The following is a 17,135-nucleotide window of genomic DNA, read 5'->3' on the forward strand; positions in this document are numbered from 1 at the left end:
TATCACACCCGGCCGGGTTCCCGGCGAATCGCGCGGGCCGCCTAGCGGCGTCCCAGGCCGTGATAGGCCCAGCCCGCGCCGCGCCAGGCGGCGCGATCCAGGCAGTTGCGCCCATCGATCACGATCGGCGCGTCCACCAGGGCCGCGGCGGCCACCGGATCGAGGTTTCTGAAGTCGGACCACTCGGTGAGCACCAGCACCAGCTCGGCACCGCGCAGGGCCGTCTCGGCATCGAACACGAAGTTCAGCTCGGGCGCGTGGCGACGGGCCGTTTCGACCGCCTGCGGATCGGTGGCGGTGACCACCGCACCCCGTGCGGCCAGCCGGGTCGCGATATCGAGTGCCGGCGAATCCCGGACATCATCGCTATCGGGTTTGAAGGCCAACCCCAAGACCGTGATCCGGCGCCCATCCAGGTCACCCAGGATCGCCTCGGCTCGCTCGACCACGTGATCGCGGCGACGCAGGTTGATGGCGTCCACCTCGGCGAGGAAGCCCAGCGACTCCCCCACCCCGAGCTCATTGGCCCGAGCCGAGAACGCGCGAATATCCTTGGGCAGGCAGCCGCCACCGAAACCGATGCCGGCGCGCAGGAAGCGCGAGCCGATGCGGTTGTCGTACCCGATCGCTGTGGCCAGGTCGCTCACGTCTCCGCCGGTCACATCGGCGATCTCGGCCATCGCGTTGATAAACGAAATTTTGGTCGCCAGGAACGCATTGGCGGCGACCTTGACCAGCTCGGCGGTGGCAAAGTCGGTGACGACGAGCGGGGTTCCGGCACCCAGGGCGTCGGCGTACACCTCGTCCAGCAGCTCGCGACCGGGGGCGCTCACGCTGGTGCCCTCACGGACCAGGCTCTCGGCGGCGAACCCGTACACCAGGCGGTCCGGCCGCAGGGTGTCCTGAACAGCAAAGCCCTCACGCAGAAACTCGGGGTTCCAGGCGAGTTCGGCCCCGCGCGCGCGCACGCGGGCAACCAGGGTTTCGGCGGTGCCCACGGGGACGGTGGACTTGCCCACCACCAGATCGCCCGGGGAGAGCCGGGGCAGCAGGGTGTCCAGGGCCGCGTGGAGATAGCTCAGATCCGCGGCGCCACCATCGGCGGCCTGCGGGGTGCCCACACCCAGGAAGTGCACGCGGGCCTCGCGAAGCAGCTCGGGATCGGTGGTGAACCGCAGGTTCCCGCTTGCCCCGGCCGCGGCGAGCAGCTCGGGCAGCCCGGGCTCGTAGAAGGGCGCCCGGCCGGCGGCCAACGAGGCAATCTTCTCGCTGTCCACGTCCAGGCCGATCACCTCGTGGCCGAGGGTTGCCATCGCGGCGGCGTGAACCGCGCCCAGGTATCCGCATCCGATAACCGAAATCTTCATCGGCCCAGCTCCGTTTCGTTCAGCTCACGTACGAGAGTGGGCATCTTGCCGCCGCACTCGGTGAGATAGCAGTTTCCGCACAGGGATTCGTAGCCGGCCTCGGTGCCGTCGATCACCACCTGCTCGCCGGAAAAGACAAAGCGACCATTCTCGATCCGCGCGTTAAAGAGCGCCTTGCGCCCGCAGCGGCAGATGGTCTTGAGCTCCTCGATGCTGTGCGCAATCTCCAACAGCCGACGCGAGCCGGGGAAGGCCACGGTCTGGAAGTCGGTGCGGATGCCGTAGGCGAGCACCGGGACGTCCTCGAGCAGCGCGATCTCCAGCAGGGCATCGATCTGCGCGGTTTCCAGGAACTGGGCCTCATCCACCAGCAGCGCGTGGACGGGTTCGGCCCCGCGCGCGCGGGCAAACAGCTCGTGCACGTCGGTGCCCCCACCGATCAGGAAATCGGTCTGCCGACTCACACCCAGACGGCTGCTAATCGCGCCATCGGCCTTGGTGTCGATGCCGGGCTTTGCCAACAACACACGGTGCCCGCGCTCCTCATAGTTGAATGCGGCCTGCAGCAGGGCGGTGCTCTTACCCGAGTTCATCGCCCCGTAGCGGAAATACAGTTTCGCCATTCGACCAGTCTAAGCGAGCCGGGGCATACGATGCCCCGGCTCGCTCACAGCGTTGCATGGTGGGGCGTCGAAAGCGCCCCACACACCCGCCTAGAGTTCGATCTGCAGAACCTCGGCGGTCTCGGCCAGCACCGCGCGGGCGCGGTCGGGATCGTCGTTGAGGTTGGTGCCGAGGGTCGGGATCATCTTGGTCAGTTCCGACTCCCAGCCCGGGTACTCGTTCGGGAAGCAGCGCTTAAGCAGATCGATCATGATCGGCACGGCGGTGGAGGCCCCCGGGGAGGCACCCAGCAGGCCCGCGATCGAGCCGTCGCCGGCGGCGATCAGCTCGGTCCCGAACTGCAGAATTCCACCCTTTTTCGGATCCTTCTTGATGACCTGGGCACGCTGACCGGCCACGATCAGGTGCCAGTCCTTGGCCTCGGCGGTGGGCATGAACTCGCGCAGCGCGGCGAGCTTCTTGGCCCGCGAGGCCGTCAGCTCCTTGAGCAGGTATGAGATCAGCGAGGGGTTGTCCTTGGCCACCGCGAGCATCGGGATGATGTTGCCCGGACGCAGCTGGGTGATCAGGTCCCACAGGTTCCCGTTTTTCAGGAATTTGGGGCTGAACCCGGCATACGGCCCAAACAGCAGGCTCGACTGGCCGTCCACCACGCGTGCATCCAGGTGCGGCACCGACATCGGCGGGGCACCCACCGCGGCCTGGCTGTACACCTTGGCCGAGTGCTGGGCAACGATCTCGGGATTGTCGGTGCGCAGGAACGCCCCGGAAATCGGGAAGACCCCGTAGCCCTTGATCTCGGGGATACCCGACTTCTGCAGCAGCTTGAGCGCCCATCCACCGGCACCCACAAACACAAACCTGGCGTTGATCTCGCGCGGGGTGCGTCCCACCAGATCACGCGAGCGGATGCGCCAGGTCCCGTCGGCCAGCTTCTTCAGCCCGCGCACCTCGTGGTTCAGGCGCAGCTTGGCACCCGAGGTCACCGCGGCGTCCATCAGCTCATGGGTCAGCGCGCCGAAGTCCACGTCGGTTCCGGCGCTCATCCGGGTGGCCGCATATGTATCGCCGGCCAGACGCTTTGTCATCAGCAGGGGTGCCCACGCGTTGATCTGGCGCGTGTCGGTGGAGTATTCCATGGTCTGGAACAGCGGCTCGTTGCGCAGCGCCTCGAAGCGCTTACGCAGGTATTCCACGTCCTTCTCGCCGTGCACAAAGGTCATATGCGGGGCGGTGTTGATGAACGTGTTCGGATCGTGCAGCACACCCTCGCGCACCAGGTGCGCCCAGAACTGCCGGGACACCTGGAACTGCTCGTTGATCTGCAGCGCCTTGGCCGGATTGACGGTGCCATCCGGGGCCTCGGGCATGTAGTTCAGCTCGCACATGGCCGCATGGCCGGTGCCCGCGTTGTTCCACGGGTTGGAGCTCTCCTGGGCGACATCGCCCAGACGCTCATAGATTTCGATTGACCAGTCCGGCTGCAACCGGGAAATAAGAGTAGCCAACGTTGCGCTCATGATACCGCCGCCGATAAGAGCCACGTCGACCGGCTGTGAAGTCGTCATGAGGCTAGCTTATGCCCCAATGCATCAACCCGCGAACCGTCCCGGGCAACCCGTACCTCGGCGATCACGTTTCCCGCGTCGGCACGCGCCGCGGCGAGGCGCTCGTTCACCGCACCCCAGAGAATGTCCCACTCGACCCCGGGTTCGGCCTGCTCGGCCACCCCCACACTCGCGCTCATCCGCAGGCCGCGCTCGGGGGCCAACGGGGTTTCGGCGAGGGTTGTGAGGATACCGCGGGCCACATCGCGCCCCGTGGTGACCTCATCCATCATGGCCAGCACGGCGAAGTGTCCCTCGCCCAGGTGGCCGATGATCGCGGTGGGTGGGACGCTGCCCCGCAGGACCCCGACAAAGCCCAGGATCGCCTCTTGCGCGGCCGAGGCACCGTAGGCGACCTGGAAGTCGGAGAGCCCGTCGATACGCGGCTGGAGCAGCGCGACCCGGATTCCGTGCTGGCGCGAGCGCACCATCCGGTCCTTCGCCCCGGCCACAAACGCCGGTGCCGAGAGCACGTCCATCGAGAAGTTCACGGCACCCCCGCCCGGGGTCGGGGCCAGGCGGTGCTGGGTATCACGCTCGGCGCGGATCGCGGTCAGGCAAATCGAGGAGATCACCAGCAGCACGGTCACCACCAGCGTGGCCGTGGCGCTCCCGTAGAGCGGACTCCCCTCGATGGTCTTGACCCCGGTGGCCGTCAGCTCCAGCGCCCGATCCAGCTGGTACAGCCCGCCCAGGATCATCGCCGTGGAAAACACCCGCGCATACACGTTGCGGCGCAGCGGCGGACGCAGCGCCTCCCAGCCGATCAGCCCGGCAAAGATTCCCACGGTGACCATATAGCCGGCGGCCCCCGCCCACACCCCGTGCTCCGACCAGAACAGCGGAACCAGGGCGGCGCAGATCAGCCCGCCGAGCATCGGCAGCTGGATCAGCGACCGGCGCCCGTTGAAGAGTCGAGTCCCACTCCACACCGCACCCAGGGTCAGCGCAAACGCGCCGTTGGCCACGGCCAGAATGACCCAGCCGTCGTTCAGCGTCGCCGAGACCGCATAGCAGCCGGCGCTCACCAGCCCGGACATGAAACCCAGCGACCAGTACAGGCCCGCGCGATCATGCCCCCGGAACACGGTGTGCAGCACAAACGGCACCGCACAGATGATGGCCATCAGGCCGTTGACCAGCTGCAGGGTCGCCGCATCAAAGTTCATATTCGGGGATCCGATCGCTGTGGTGGGGAAGGGTCACGGTGACGATGGTGCCGATACCCAGCTCGCTGGCCACCTCGATCGAGCCGCCGTGCTGGTCGATGATGTCGCGGCAGATGGCCAGGCCCAGCCCGGTCCCGTGAATCGTGGAGATGCGCATGTCATCGGCGCGGTAGAAGCGCTGGAAGGCTCGGGCGCGGTCCTGGTCGGACATGCCCAGGCCGGTGTCGGCGATGCTCAGCCGGACGCCGCTCTCATCGGTGTCGATGCGGGCGGTGACCGAGCCCCCGTCGCGGTTGTACTTGAGGGCGTTGCTCACCAGGTTGTCCACCACCTGGCGCAGGCGGAATCCGTCGGCGTTCATCGGAACCGAGTCGGGGGCACTGATGCTCAGGCTCACATTGCGGTCCGCCGCCGCCGGCTCGGCCGAGGCGATCGCCTCCCCCACGATCTCGCGCAGATCGCAGTTTCCGCGGGTCAGCACGAAGGCCTGGTCGGAGTCTCGCGCCGCCTGCAGCAGGTCGGAGACGATCGCCAGCATCCGCTCGGAGTTGCCGAGGATGATCTCGATCTGCTTACGGGTGCCCTCGTCCAGACAGTCATCGTCAAGCACCAGGTCCAGGTAACCGATCACCGAGGTCAGCGGGGTGCGCAGCTCATGCGAGACCGAGGCGATCAGGTCGTCCCGGGAGCGCAGCGCCTGGAGCTCGGAGGTGATATCGCGCTGGACCAGGACCGATCCGCCCTCGGGCAGCTGACGACCCGAGACCGCCAGGGCGATGCTGGGCGCCAGCGGCGAGGTGAGCCACAGGATCAGATCCGAGAACTCTTCGCCGCGATGCAGTCGCTCGAGCGGCAGGTCGCCCGGATCGGGGATCGTGCGCCGGTCGGCCCCAAACAGTCGTCCCTCAGCGTGGGCGGTGTTGTGGCTCCCGTAGCGCAGCTTGAGCACCCGGAACGCCTCATTGTGGTGTCCGCGGTTTCCCTCGGCATCGTAGGCGACCACGGCAAAGGGCACCGCGTTGAGGACCGTATCCAGCGTGCCCTGCTGGATTCGGGCATCGTCGTAGGAGCGGGTCATCAGCGCCGATTGGCGGGTGAGCAGGGCCCGCTGGGCGGCGCTGCGGCGGGTGTTTTGATAGGTCGCGGTGGAGATGAAGACCAGCGTGATCGGCAGCAGCAGCACGCGCGGCAGATCGTGGAGTCCCATCGGCCCCTCGGGCGCGATCACCCAGAGCAGGAGCGAGGCGAAGGCCGGACCGGCAATCGCGCCGGTGCGCCCGAAGTATCCGGCCAACCAGGTCACCGGGAACACCAGCAGCAGGCCCGCGCCCAGGGCGACATCGCCGTTTCGGATCAGCACGATGGCCACGATATCCACCATCGGCAGGATCATGATCAGCGAGCGCGGCCAGCTCGACCAGCGCCCGATCGCCGCCATCATGGTGGCCAAAAAGATCAGACCCACCCCGGTCAGAATCACCGGGGAGCGCAGCACATCGGGATCCAGCAGCAGCGAGGCGGTCACGATGATCAGCACCACCACCGCCAGCAGCAGCTGGGTCAAAAAGACCTCACGCTCGCGGCTACTCGCGGTCAGCGGACCGTTGTGCTCGGGCAACGAGGGGGTGAGCGGGCCCGTTCGCGGGCGTGCACCGGCCCGGACCGAGCGCGGATCTGCCGCGAAGGGCTGGGGGAATTTCGGTGCGCGCATTCTCCGAGAATACAACGACCGGCGGCGGGGAAAATCCCCGCCGCCGGTCGTTTCAAGCAAACGTTAGTCGGCCAGCAGCTTCTCGGCGAGCAGCTCGGCGATCTGCACGGTGTTCAGCGCGGCACCCTTACGCAGGTTGTCATTCGAGATGAACAGGATCAGACCGCGGCCGGCCGGGGCCGACTGGTCGGCGCGGATCCGGCCCACATACGAGGGATCCTGACCGGCGGCCTGCAGCGGGGTCGGGATCTCGCTGAGCTCCACACCGGGGGCACCGGCGAGAATCTCGGTGGCGCGCTCGGGGGTGATCTCCCCGGCGAACTCGGCGTGCACCGAGAGCGAGTGACCACTAAACACGGGCACCCGCACGCAGGTTCCGGCCACCAGCAGCTCCGGCAGTTCGAGGATCTTGCGGCTCTCGTTGCGGAGCTTCTTCTCCTCGTCGGTCTCCCCCTCGCCGTCCTCGACGATGGCACCGGCCAGCGGCACCACGTTGAAGGCGATCGGACGCTTGTAGACGGCGGGCTCGGGCAGGGTCACGGCGGAACCGTCGTGCACCAGACGCTCGAAGTTCTCATCGGCCACGGCGGCCCGGGCCTGACCGGCCAGCTCGGCCACACCGGCGAGTCCGGATCCGGACACCGCCTGGAAGGTGGTGATCGCCAGACGGGTCAGCCCGGCCTCGGCGTCCAGCGCCTTGAGCACCGGCATCGCGGCCATCGTGGTGCAGTTGGGGTTGGCGATGATGCCCTTGGGCAGGTGGTTCAGCGCGTGCGGGTTGACCTCGGAAACCACCAGCGGGATCTCCGGGTCGCCACGGAAGGCCGAGGAGTTGTCGATCACGGTCACGCCGGCGGCGGCAAAGCGCGGGGCGTGGGCGCGCGAACCGGTGGCACCGGCCGAGAACAGGGCGATCTGCAGGCCGGTGGGATCCGCGGTCTCGATGTCCTCAATCACGACGTCGGTGTCGCCGAAGCGCACGGTCTTGCCGGCCGAACGCGCGGTGGCGAACAGGCGCAGCTCGGCGATCGGGAAGTTGCGGTCCTGCAGCAGCTGGCGCATCACGGTGCCAACCTGTCCGGTGGCGCCTACGATACCGAGGCGTACTCCAGTGGTCATTGCGGTGTCTCCTTTGGCTTTTGCTCAGTCTAGCGAGCGATAACGCTGCGAAAATATGGGCTGGGCGAATTCTCACCCGGCGGTGGTGCGGGAATGGCTCGGCGGCGATGCGCGGAGGCCCTGCATCCAATGGTGACGGATACGACGGTGCGCCGGTCGATAGCATCGGCCGGCGCACCACACGAGGGGTGGTGGCGGTTAGCGACCGGTTCCGGCGTAGACGGTGGCCTCGATGTCGTTGTCCAGGCCGAAGACCGAGTGCACCACGCGGGCGGCCTCGTTGACCGAGTCGGCCCGGGTCACCACGGAGATGCGAATCTCACTGGTGGAGATCATCTCAATGTTGATTCCCGCATCGGACAGCGACTGGAACAGCTTGGCCGAAACACCGGTGTTGGCCTTCATTCCCGCACCCACCAGGGCGAGTTTGCCGATCTGGTCATCGTGCTGGACCGAGACGAAACCGATGGCCTCCTGCTCGTTGCGCAGCGCGGTGAGCACCAGCTGGGCCTCCGACTTGGGCAGGGTGAAGGAGATGTCGGTCAGACCTGTCGACGCCGCCGACACGTTCTGCACGATCATGTCCACGTTGGCCTCGGTCTTGGCGATCAGGCTGAAAATCTGAGCGGCCTTACCGGGGACATCGGGGACACCCACAACGGTGATCTTGGCCTCGCTCAGGTCGGTGGCGACACCGGTGACGATGGGCTGTTCCATCTCGTCACCCTCCTTCGGGTTGTATACGAGGGTTCCCTCGTTGTTGCTAAATGATGAACGAACATGCAGGGTGACGCCGTGACGACGCGCAAACTCCACCGCGCGGATGTAGAGCACCTTGGCGCCGTTGGCGGCCAGCTCCAGCATCTCTTCGGCGGTAATCTTGTCGATCTTACGCGCCAGCGGAACCACCCGGGGATCCGAGGTGAACACGCCGTCCACGTCGGTATAGATCTCGCAGACATCGGCTTCCAGCGCCGCGGCCAGGGCCACCGCGGTGGTGTCCGAGCCGCCACGGCCGAGGGTCGTGATGTCGGCGGTGTCGAGGGAGAGGCCCTGGAACCCGGCCACGATCACGATCGCGCCCTCATCCAGTGCCGCTCGCAGACGAACCGGATCCACCTCGACGATGCGCGCGGACCCGTGGTGGGTGTCGGTGCGCATACCTGCCTGCGGTCCGGAGAAGGAACGGGCGTCGTGCCCCATCGACTTGATGGCCATCGCCAGCAGCGCCACCGAGATCCGCTCGCCGCTGGAGAGCAGCATGTCCAGCTCGCGCTGGTCGGGAATCGGCGAGACCTCGTGGGCGAGGTCCATCAGCTCATCGGTCGAGTCCCCCATGGCCGAAACGGCCACAACCACGTCGTTCCCGGCCTTGCGGGTCGCGATAATTCGCTTGGCAACGCGCTTAATGCTCTCGGCGTCGGCAACCGACGATCCGCCGTATTTCTGAACGATTAGGCTCACGTGATACTCCTGGGGAATGGTGCGGGCATACGGCCCGCCGGATGTTTAGTCTAAATCGCCTTGAATAACGAACTCGGCATATTACGAGACGCACCACGGGGTGGTGGTGAGCGCCTCGAAAATGCGGCGAGCCCTAGCCAATGACGGTGCGACCCTCAAACGCGCGACCGAGGGTTATCTCGTCGGCGTATTCGAGGTCGCCGCCCACCGGCAGTCCCGAGGCGAGGCGGGTGACCTTAACCTTCAGGGTGGTGAGCAAGCGGCTGAGGTAGGTGGCGGTGGCCTCCCCCTCAAGGTTCGGGTCGGTGGCGAGGATGACCTCCACCACGGTGCCATCGGCGAGGCGCTGCATGAGCTGCCGAATCCGGAGGTCATCCGGGCCGATACCGTCGATGGGGCTGATCGCGCCGCCGAGCACGTGGTAGAGCCCCCGGAATTCGCGGGTGCGTTCGATCGCCACCACGTCCTTGGCTTCCTCCACCACACAGATCAGGGTTTGGTTACGACGCGGATCGCGGCAGATAGAGCAGGTTTCCTGCTCGGCAACGTTGCCGCAGATCTCGCAGAAGTGCACGCGGGTACGAATCTGACCGAGGATCTCGGACAGGCGTGCCACATCGACACTCTCGGTCTGCAGAATGTGGAACGCGATGCGCTGCGCGGACTTGGGACCGATTCCGGGCAGGCGACCGAACTCGTCGATCAGTTCCTGGACAATTCCCTCGTACATGTGGTTCCTTTATCTCCGCACGGGCTGGCCGTGCCGTTTTCCGGTGGGGTGCCGGATGTTATCCGCGGTCGAAGCGGGTGGCCGGAATATAGGCCTGCTCCTCGAGGAAAACCGCGCCGAGAATTTCGCGGACAACGGCCTCACCGTAGCGGTTTCCCGAGGACGGAGCAAACCGCGTGGTGGCGGTGGGTGCCTCACGAGGCGGCGCGGTGGCCGCCGCGGGGGCGGGGGTTGGTGGATGCGGGTCCGAGCCCACATCGATCGGCCGGTCGCTCGTGTCGGCGGGTGCCGGGGGTGCGGACGCTGATGCGGCGGCAGATGCGGGTGCGCCGGCGGTCGCTGATTCGCCCGGGGTCGTGGATGAGGGTGCGGAGGTGGTAGTGGCTGCCGTGGGGCCACCTAGGGCGGGCTCCGCGGGGGCGTTGTCGCTATACAGGGCGGCGAAGCGTCCCGGTGCCGCCGGGGCGCGGTTGGTGGCACCCGGAGGGATGGCAGCCCCCGGGGGGATGGCCGCTCCCGGAGGGATCGCGGCTGCCGGGGCCCAGGCTGCGGGCTGGTTGTTTCCGGGCTGGCCGCCACCGGGCTGGGTGCCGCGCGGGCCGCGGGGTCCGCCAAAGCCACCACCGGGATCGGGGAACGGCGGTTCGTCATCGGCCGGCGGGGCGTCGTTATCGTCGGGGAACGGGATACCCTCGGCGTCCATCGCGCCCACCGCCGGTGCGGTCGCGGGACGTGCCGGTGCGGTGGCGGGCTGCGCGGTCGCGGGCGGTGCCGTCGTGGCTGCGCCGCCGGTGGGAGTGTTTGTTGAGGCGGCGGAAGCCGGGCGTGAGGTCGTCGCGGGAGCGGCCGTTCCCTCGGCCGGGGCGGATCCGGGAATCGCGGCCACGGCCCAGCCGGTAGCCGCCGGACCCAGCGTGAGCCCGTCCGGCAGAACCATCTCGGGTACCGCCGGGGTCGCCGCGGCACTCTCGGCGGCCGCGGTGCTCTGGGTGGGCGGAGCGTCGACGATGCTCGGCGCGGCCGGTGCCGACACTGCGGCCTCTGCGGCCGGGGCTGGGTTGGATTTGGCGGGGGCCGCCGCGTAGCCGGCCGAGCGGGCGGGTCCGTCGGCCGGAGCATCCGAGGCGTCATTCGCGGTGGACGCGGGAGCCGAGGCCACCGGCGGAATGACGGCGGGCGGAATCACCGTGGGGGCCGGGGACGCATCGATCCGGGCGATGAACTTCACGGTCACCCCGAGTACCGCGAGGATCGAGGCGCGCACGTGTGCGCTGACCCCCTCACCGTTGGGTGCCGGCTGACGGAATCCCTCGGCGTCGAGCTGGCTGGGGAAGCTGAGGGTCAGCACGTCGTTCTCAAACGCCCGCACGGTGGCGGTACTGGCGACCATCCAGGACGCCCGCTTGCCCGCGGCCAGGTGGTCCAGAACCTCGGGCCACGCGTCGCGGACCTGCGCAAAGTCGAGGGGACGGTTGGGGTCCCGGGGGGCGGGGGCGGCCGGTGTCGGGATGGCGCTCCCGGGGGCCGCGCTCTCCGGTGCCGCGTCGGCGCGCGGCGACGGGGCGCTGGTGGGGGCCGACGGCACCCCCTGTCCGATGTTCGCGGTGGACCACGCGGAGGTGGCCGCCGCGGCCGGGGTTGCCGGGGCCTGGGTTGCCGGGGCCTGGGTTCCGGGGGCCGAGCCCACGGAGGCGGGTGTTGCGGGCACGGATGTTGCGGGGGCCGAACCCGCGGATGACGGGCTCGCGGGTACCGGCTGCGGGGCGGTCACGGATTCCGCCCGCGAGTCGGGAGCGATGGAGGCCGAAGCATTCGCCGCGGCGGATGCGCCGGAGGTCTGCGCCGCCGGACGCTTGCCCGCGGCACGGGCCAGGTCGGCACCGCTGAGTCCGGCTGTTACCGGGTCGCCCACGCCGGGCACATCGGCAATGGATGCTCCCGAGAGCAGCGCCCCGCCGGTCACGATCTGACGCTCGAGGCGCTCCACCCGGGCCAGGGCACCGCGCTCGCTGTCATCGGATCCGGGCACCAGTACGCGCGCCACCAGCAGCTCCAGGTGCAGGCGCGGCGCCGAAGCGCCCACCATCTCACCCAGCGCATCGTTGACAATATCGGCCGTTCGGCTCAGGGCGGCGGGACCAAACGCGGCCGCCTGGATGGCCATCCGGTCCAGGTCCTCCTGCGGAACCCCGCGCAGCACCGAGGCGGCGGCATCGCCGGTGGCACCGACCACGATCAGGTCGCGAAGGCGCTCAAGCAGGTCGTCGACGAAACGGCGGGGATCCTGACCGGTCTGGATTACCCGGTCCACGGCGGCAAAGGCGGCGGCCGAATCGCGCTGCGATAGCGCGTCCACGGCCTCATCCAGCAGCGCGCCATGGGTGAATCCCAGCAGCGCTACGGCTCGCTCATAGGAGACCGTGTCGTTTTCGGATCCGGCGATCAGCTGGTCCAGCAGAGACAGGGTGTCTCGTGCCGAGCCGCCTCCAGCCCGCACAACCAGTGGCAGCACACCGGGCTCGGTGGCGATCTTTTCCGAGGCGCACAGCGACTCGACATACTCCAGCATCTGTGCCGGCGGAATGAGCCGGAAGGGATAGTGATGGGTGCGCGAACGAATAGTGCCGATGACCTTATCCGGCTCGGTGGTCGCGAAGATGAACTTCACGTGCTCCGGCGGCTCCTCCACGATCTTGAGCAGCGCGTTGAAGCCGTTGGCCGTGACCATGTGGGCCTCGTCCAGGATGAAAATCTTGAAGCGATCGCGGGCGGGGGCGAACACCGCACGCTCACGCAGGTCACGGGCGTCCTCGACGCCACCGTGGCTCGCCGCGTCGATCTCGACCACGTCGAGCGAGCCGCCGCCGTCACGGCTGAGCTCGACACAGCTCGGGCACACACCACACGGGGTATCGGTGGGACCCTCGGCACAGTTGAGGCAGCGCGCGAGGATGCGGGCCGAGGTGGTTTTTCCGCAGCCACGCGGACCCGAGAACAGGTAGGCGTGGTTGACGCGGTTGGTGCGCAGCGCGGTCATCAGCGGATCGGTCACCTGAGACTGACCGATCAGTTCGGCAAAAGATTCTGGCCGATAACGGCGATAAAGAGCGGTAACCACCTGCCCAGTCTAATCGGGGACCACCGACCATCCCAGCCCCGGAACGGGATTTCCCGATCTAGACGGTACGCCCGGAGCCAAATCCCAGGTCCGGAAGCGGAATTCCCAGGTCCGCCAGGGCGGCACCGGCGGCGGCAAATCCCCCGCGACCGTGGACGCCGGGGCCCGGCGGGACCGAGGCCGAGCCGAGATACAGGCCGGGCACCGGGGTTCGCCAGGGTTCGCGGGCCAGGACCGGGCGAGCCAGGAGCTGAGGCAGGTCGGTGGCCCCGGTTCCGATGTCGCCGCCAATCATGCTGGGGTTGCGGGCCTCCACCTGGGCGGCCGAGGTGTGCACGCTGGCCAGAATCGTGTCGCGGAACCCGGGGGCAAACTTTTCGATCCGTGCGGTGATGATGTCGGTGGGGTCCAGATTGCTCCCCGCGGGGACGTGCACATAGGCCCACAGCACGGCCTTTCCCTCGGGGGCACGGCCGGGATCCACGCTCGAGGGCTGGGTGATCAGCACATATGGCTGATCCGACATGTTTCCGCGCGTCACGGCATTTTCGGCGCGCGCGATGCTCCGCGCGCTCTCCCCGAGGTGCACGGTGGGGGCGTCCCTGAGCGCGGAATCCAGCCAGGGTACGGGCTCGGAGAGGGCAAAGTCGACCTTCGCGGATCCATTCCCATAACGGAATGAGCGCAGGTTCCGGCAATACTTCTCGGGCAGCACATCCCCGGCGATGTGGGCGAGATCCCGCGCGGAGGTATCAAAGATGATCGCGTCGGATCCGCGCAGCTCATCCGCATGCGTGATTCGGGTACCGGTGAGCACGCGGCCCCCGTGAGCTTCCAGATCCGCCAGCAGGGCGGCGGTCACCGCGCCCGCTCCGCCGATCGGGACCGGCCACCCGCGAGGACCGTGGGCATGGGCGGCGAGGATCAGACCCACGGCGCTCAGCGCCAGGGAACGGATATTGCCGATACCGTGCGCCGCGACCCCGGCAAACATCGCGCGGGCAACCTCCGAGCGCAGCCCCACGCTCGCCTCCCCGAGCGGGGACGCGGCGAGAACCGACAGTCCCAGCCGCGCGGCCAGGATCGGATGGGCAGGGGCGTTCCCCAGCGGCGCCGAGATTAGGTTGGCCACGGGTTCCAGCCGCGACACCAGGGGCTCGAAGATCCGTCGCCAGCGCGAGCCGTCGCCGCTAAGGCCCTCCGCGGTGCGGTCCAGATCACGATAGGCGATGCCCACGGTCCCGGGCTCAAGCGCATGCGCGTAGGAAATCTCGGGCACCGCATAGGGCACCCGCTCGGTCAACCCGAAGGCCTGGAAGAACGGGGAAGTCATCGCCATCGGATGCACCGCCGAACCCCAGTCATGCAGGAATCCCGGAAGGGTGAGCTCCTCGGTGCGGCACCCCCCACCCGGGGTGTCCGCGGCCTCAAAAACCGTGACGTCGAGTCCCGCCCGAGCCAGGGTCACCGCCGCCGCGAGACCGTTAGGGCCACTTCCGATAATTGCCGCCGATGTCATGGGGTCAGTCTAGGCCGCGGGCTCGTGTTCGGGTGGAGGCCTGACCGCGAGTGGTCTCCTCGCCACGCAAACCTCAAAACCCCGTAATTGCACGGTTTTCAACTCCGCGTAACATCGCGAAACCTCCCGGATCAAAACGTGACACAGGGTGGCAAATAGCGTCGAAAAAGTTACCCCAAGTCGGGGGACGCCACCCGTGTGTGACACCCGGTTTTCCTAATCACCACGCGATAATTACGCGGTTTTTCACCCGATTTTTCACCCCGTCCCCCGCCCGGGGGACCCCCTGGACGGCCAATTTCCGGATTGCTAGCCTGTCCGCACGTGCGCGGGTACGCGTGCGTCACCGTTCATCCGAATAAGGGGATTCTTCGATGAGAACAAATGCACCACCGAGCTGGAAGAAGCGCCGAGCGCGCAACCGGCTCCTGACAACCACCGCGGGGGTTGCCCTAGGGGCGCTCATCGCGGTCCCGATTGGGAACGCAGCGGTTGCGGCTCCCAACGACGCCTCCGAGGCTCAGGGACAGTTCCTGAGCAGCGGACTTTTCAATTCCGCGATCCCGCTTGCGGATCTCGGCACGGCCGTCGCGGGTAACCCATCGGCACCGGCTGCCAACACCCAAGCCCTGAACGTGGGGGCACTCGGTGCCATCAACGTCGGCCTGGGTTCGCTGCAACTTCCGCTGATTGGCCCGGCCGGTACCGGTCTGATCGATCTGGGCCAGCTGGGAACCCTGCGTGGTTTTGCCTCGGCTCCGTCCGCCACGAACGCGATCGCCTCCTCCGGCCTGATTCAGGCCGATGGAAGCCTGGCGGTCAGCGGCGGCAATGGCTCTACCCTGAGTCCCGCGTACATTGACCTGCACCGACTGTTCAGCCAGCTCCAGGTGACCGGCCTGACCGACACGGTGCTGGACCAAGCGCGACTGGAAATTGGTGCTCTCGCGTCACGGATCGAGGCCACCGGCCCGACCACGACGTCGAGCCAGTACGCGCTGAGCCAGCTGGGACTTGAGCTGCGCAGCCCGCTGGTGGGTGGCGTGACCACCACGCTCGGTACCACCGTACAGAGCACGGCCAACGGTCTGAACTCCCTGGTAGGCCCAGGCGGCGCACTGACCAACATTCTGAACGCGGTTGCCGGTGTGATCAACACCCTGAACCTCGGCTCGATCGGCGGCCTGAACATTGGGCTGCTTGAGGTGACCGGCACGCCAACCGTGGCGATCAACGGTCTCGACACCGTGGGTGCCACGGTCGTTCAGAAGCTCATCGCAGAACCGATTACCAGCGGAGCGGTGACCATCAACGTGGGAACCGGCGCGATCAGCGTTGACCTTGCCAAGATCGTTGAGGACATCGATGGCAGCGACATCAACAACCTGCCGGCGAACACCGAGCTGCTTTCGGCTCAGGTAATTAACGCCATTGTTACCGGCGTCACCAACACCATCTCCGCTATTACCGAACGGGTGACCGAGCTCACGTTGGAAACCATCAACGCGCTGTCAGTCACATTGTCCCTGAACATTCGGGGCGCATGTCTGCTCGGTGCATGTGCGCTGACTGGTGGGATCACGATTAACGGTTCTCTCGCTCAGCTGAGTGGCCTGGACCCGACCCCGTTAACCATTGATACCTCCAGCCTGAGCCTGATCGGTCTCCCGATCGGGCAGATCCTGGCTCCGCTGACCAACGGCATCCTGGCCGGTCTGGCGACGATCGTGAGCGGCACCCTGGGTGTCGCCCTGCGCACCGCAATCACCGCGGTGGGGCCTGCCCTAACCCCGCTGGTTCAGGCGCTGGTGACTCCGATCACCACCGCCCTGGACCCGATTCTGCGTGGCGTTCTCAACCAGGTTGTGGCGATTCGTATTAACGAACAGCCGCATGCCGCTCCTCTGAATGGGACCGGTGACCTGGGTACGAACTCCCGCACAGTTCGTGCACTCGGAGTTTCGCTCCTGCCGGTTCTGGGGAACGTCGCCTCGATCGGCCTGGCTTCCTCGACCGTCCGCGTCGCCGCGGATGACCCGGGTGGAGCCGATGCCACCGCAGATGCCAACGCCACGGCTACCGCCGATGCAACGGCCACCGCAGACGCAAACGCCGCGGCCGCCGCAGACCCCGGCGCCACCGCAGACACCACCGCCGCAGCGGACGCGAACGTGAACGCTTCGGCTTCGGCCTCGGCCTCGGCAAACGCCAACGGTGACAACACTGCCGCCGCCCAGGCAGCGGCTCAGGCCGCAGCCAACGGTGACAACACCGCAGCGGGAACCACCGCCGCAACCGCCAACGCCAACGCCGCATCGCAGGCAGCCGCAACCGCCGAAGCATCCTCGGATGCCTCGGCAACCTCGGCTACCGCCGCGAACTCATCGGCTAATGCCGCCGCAGTCGGTGCCGCAGACTCCAACGGCAACAGCGACAGCGCCGCCGAAGGAACCGCAGCTGCCAACGGAAACGCGGGGGCAGCCGCCTCGGTAGCAGCCAACGCCACCTCATCCTCGGACGCGTCGACCGACGCGGCCGCGAACGGCACCGCCACCGCTAACCCGGAGGCCGCAGCCACCGCAACCGCTGATGCCGACGCAACCGGAACGGCCACCGCCGACCCGGGCGCAGAAGCAACCGCCACGTCCGATGCCGCCACCACGGCAGATCCGCCCAGGCAGCAGCCCAGGCCGCAGCCAACGGCGAC

The 17,135-nt window shown here is 67.6% G+C and carries 11 protein-coding genes; 1 reads left to right on the forward strand and 10 read right to left on the reverse strand.

The window, feature by feature from the left end:
• Positions 1–41: 41 nt before the first annotated feature.
• The 10 genes from IE92_RS0115785 to IE92_RS0115830 all read right to left on the reverse strand — a co-directional run bounded on the left by IE92_RS0115785 (position 42) and on the right by IE92_RS0115830 (position 14,428).
• Complete coding sequence (locus IE92_RS0115785; protein WP_030149460.1) at positions 42–1,367, reverse strand: UDP-glucose dehydrogenase family protein; 1,326 nt, start codon at positions 1,365–1,367, stop codon at positions 42–44.
• Positions 1,364–1,990 (reverse strand): thymidine kinase, encoded by a 627-nt coding sequence (locus tag IE92_RS0115790; protein WP_030149461.1) that lies wholly within the window; start codon positions 1,988–1,990, stop codon positions 1,364–1,366. The genes IE92_RS0115785 and IE92_RS0115790 overlap by 4 nt, the downstream gene beginning before the upstream one ends.
• A gap of 90 nt (positions 1,991–2,080) precedes the next feature.
• On the reverse strand, positions 2,081–3,559 hold the full coding sequence (locus tag IE92_RS0115795; protein ID WP_030149462.1) for a malate:quinone oxidoreductase: 1,479 nt from the start codon (positions 3,557–3,559) through the stop codon (positions 2,081–2,083).
• Positions 3,556–4,767 carry a GGDEF domain-containing protein gene (locus IE92_RS0115800; protein WP_030149463.1) on the reverse strand — a complete coding sequence of 404 codons (1,212 nt, stop codon included), beginning with the start codon at positions 4,765–4,767 and terminating at the stop codon, positions 3,556–3,558. The genes IE92_RS0115795 and IE92_RS0115800 overlap by 4 nt, the downstream gene beginning before the upstream one ends.
• Positions 4,757–6,478 carry a sensor histidine kinase gene (locus IE92_RS0115805; RefSeq protein WP_051702054.1) on the reverse strand — a complete coding sequence of 574 codons (1,722 nt, stop codon included), beginning with the start codon at positions 6,476–6,478 and terminating at the stop codon, positions 4,757–4,759. Before IE92_RS0115805 ends, IE92_RS0115800 begins: the two co-directional genes overlap by 11 nt.
• A gap of 63 nt (positions 6,479–6,541) precedes the next feature.
• A complete protein-coding gene (locus IE92_RS0115810) occupies positions 6,542–7,597 on the reverse strand; it encodes an aspartate-semialdehyde dehydrogenase (RefSeq protein ID WP_030149465.1) in 1,056 nt (351 codons plus the stop codon).
• Positions 7,598–7,795: 198 nt separating this feature from the next.
• Entirely contained in the window at positions 7,796–9,061 is a 1,266-nt protein-coding gene (locus IE92_RS0115815; RefSeq protein ID WP_030149466.1) for an aspartate kinase, read from the reverse strand.
• 133 nt (positions 9,062–9,194) lie between these two features.
• Positions 9,195–9,791, reverse strand: a complete 597-nt coding sequence (gene recR / locus IE92_RS0115820; protein WP_030149467.1) for a recombination mediator RecR — start codon at positions 9,789–9,791, stop codon at positions 9,195–9,197.
• Positions 9,792–9,849: 58 nt separating this feature from the next.
• A complete protein-coding gene (locus tag IE92_RS0115825; protein ID WP_030149468.1) occupies positions 9,850–12,909 on the reverse strand; it encodes a DNA polymerase III subunit gamma and tau in 3,060 nt (1,019 codons plus the stop codon).
• Between the two features lie 58 nt (positions 12,910–12,967).
• Positions 12,968–14,428 carry a phytoene desaturase family protein gene (locus IE92_RS0115830; RefSeq protein ID WP_030149469.1) on the reverse strand — a complete coding sequence of 487 codons (1,461 nt, stop codon included), beginning with the start codon at positions 14,426–14,428 and terminating at the stop codon, positions 12,968–12,970.
• A gap of 374 nt (positions 14,429–14,802) precedes the next feature.
• Between IE92_RS0115830 and IE92_RS17570 the strand changes: the two genes are divergently transcribed.
• On the forward strand, positions 14,803–17,135 hold a 2,333-nt coding region (locus tag IE92_RS17570; RefSeq protein ID WP_030149470.1), incomplete at its 3' end, for a choice-of-anchor G family protein.

The sequence above is a fragment of the Mycetocola saprophilus genome (assembly GCF_000718085.1).
Lineage (GTDB): Bacteria > Actinomycetota > Actinomycetes > Actinomycetales > Microbacteriaceae > Mycetocola > Mycetocola saprophilus.

What these genes read in the sequence shown, in the direction of transcription:
- IE92_RS0115785 (WP_030149460.1), bottom strand. Translation starts at nt 1,367, where the DNA reads ATGAAGATTTCGGTTATCGGATGCGGATACCTGGGCGCGGTTCACGCC.
- IE92_RS0115790 (WP_030149461.1), bottom strand. Translation starts at nt 1,990, where the DNA reads ATGGCGAAACTGTATTTCCGCTACGGGGCGATGAACTCGGGTAAGAGC.
- IE92_RS0115795 (WP_030149462.1), bottom strand. Translation starts at nt 3,559, where the DNA reads ATGACGACTTCACAGCCGGTCGACGTGGCTCTTATCGGCGGCGGTATC.
- IE92_RS0115800 (WP_030149463.1), bottom strand. Translation starts at nt 4,767, where the DNA reads ATGAACTTTGATGCGGCGACCCTGCAGCTGGTCAACGGCCTGATGGCC.
- IE92_RS0115805 (WP_051702054.1), bottom strand. Translation starts at nt 6,478, where the DNA reads ATGCGCGCACCGAAATTCCCCCAGCCCTTCGCGGCAGATCCGCGCTCG.
- IE92_RS0115810 (WP_030149465.1), bottom strand. Translation starts at nt 7,597, where the DNA reads ATGACCACTGGAGTACGCCTCGGTATCGTAGGCGCCACCGGACAGGTT.
- recR (WP_030149467.1), bottom strand. Translation starts at nt 9,791, where the DNA reads ATGTACGAGGGAATTGTCCAGGAACTGATCGACGAGTTCGGTCGCCTG.
- IE92_RS0115830 (WP_030149469.1), bottom strand. Translation starts at nt 14,428, where the DNA reads ATGACATCGGCGGCAATTATCGGAAGTGGCCCTAACGGTCTCGCGGCG.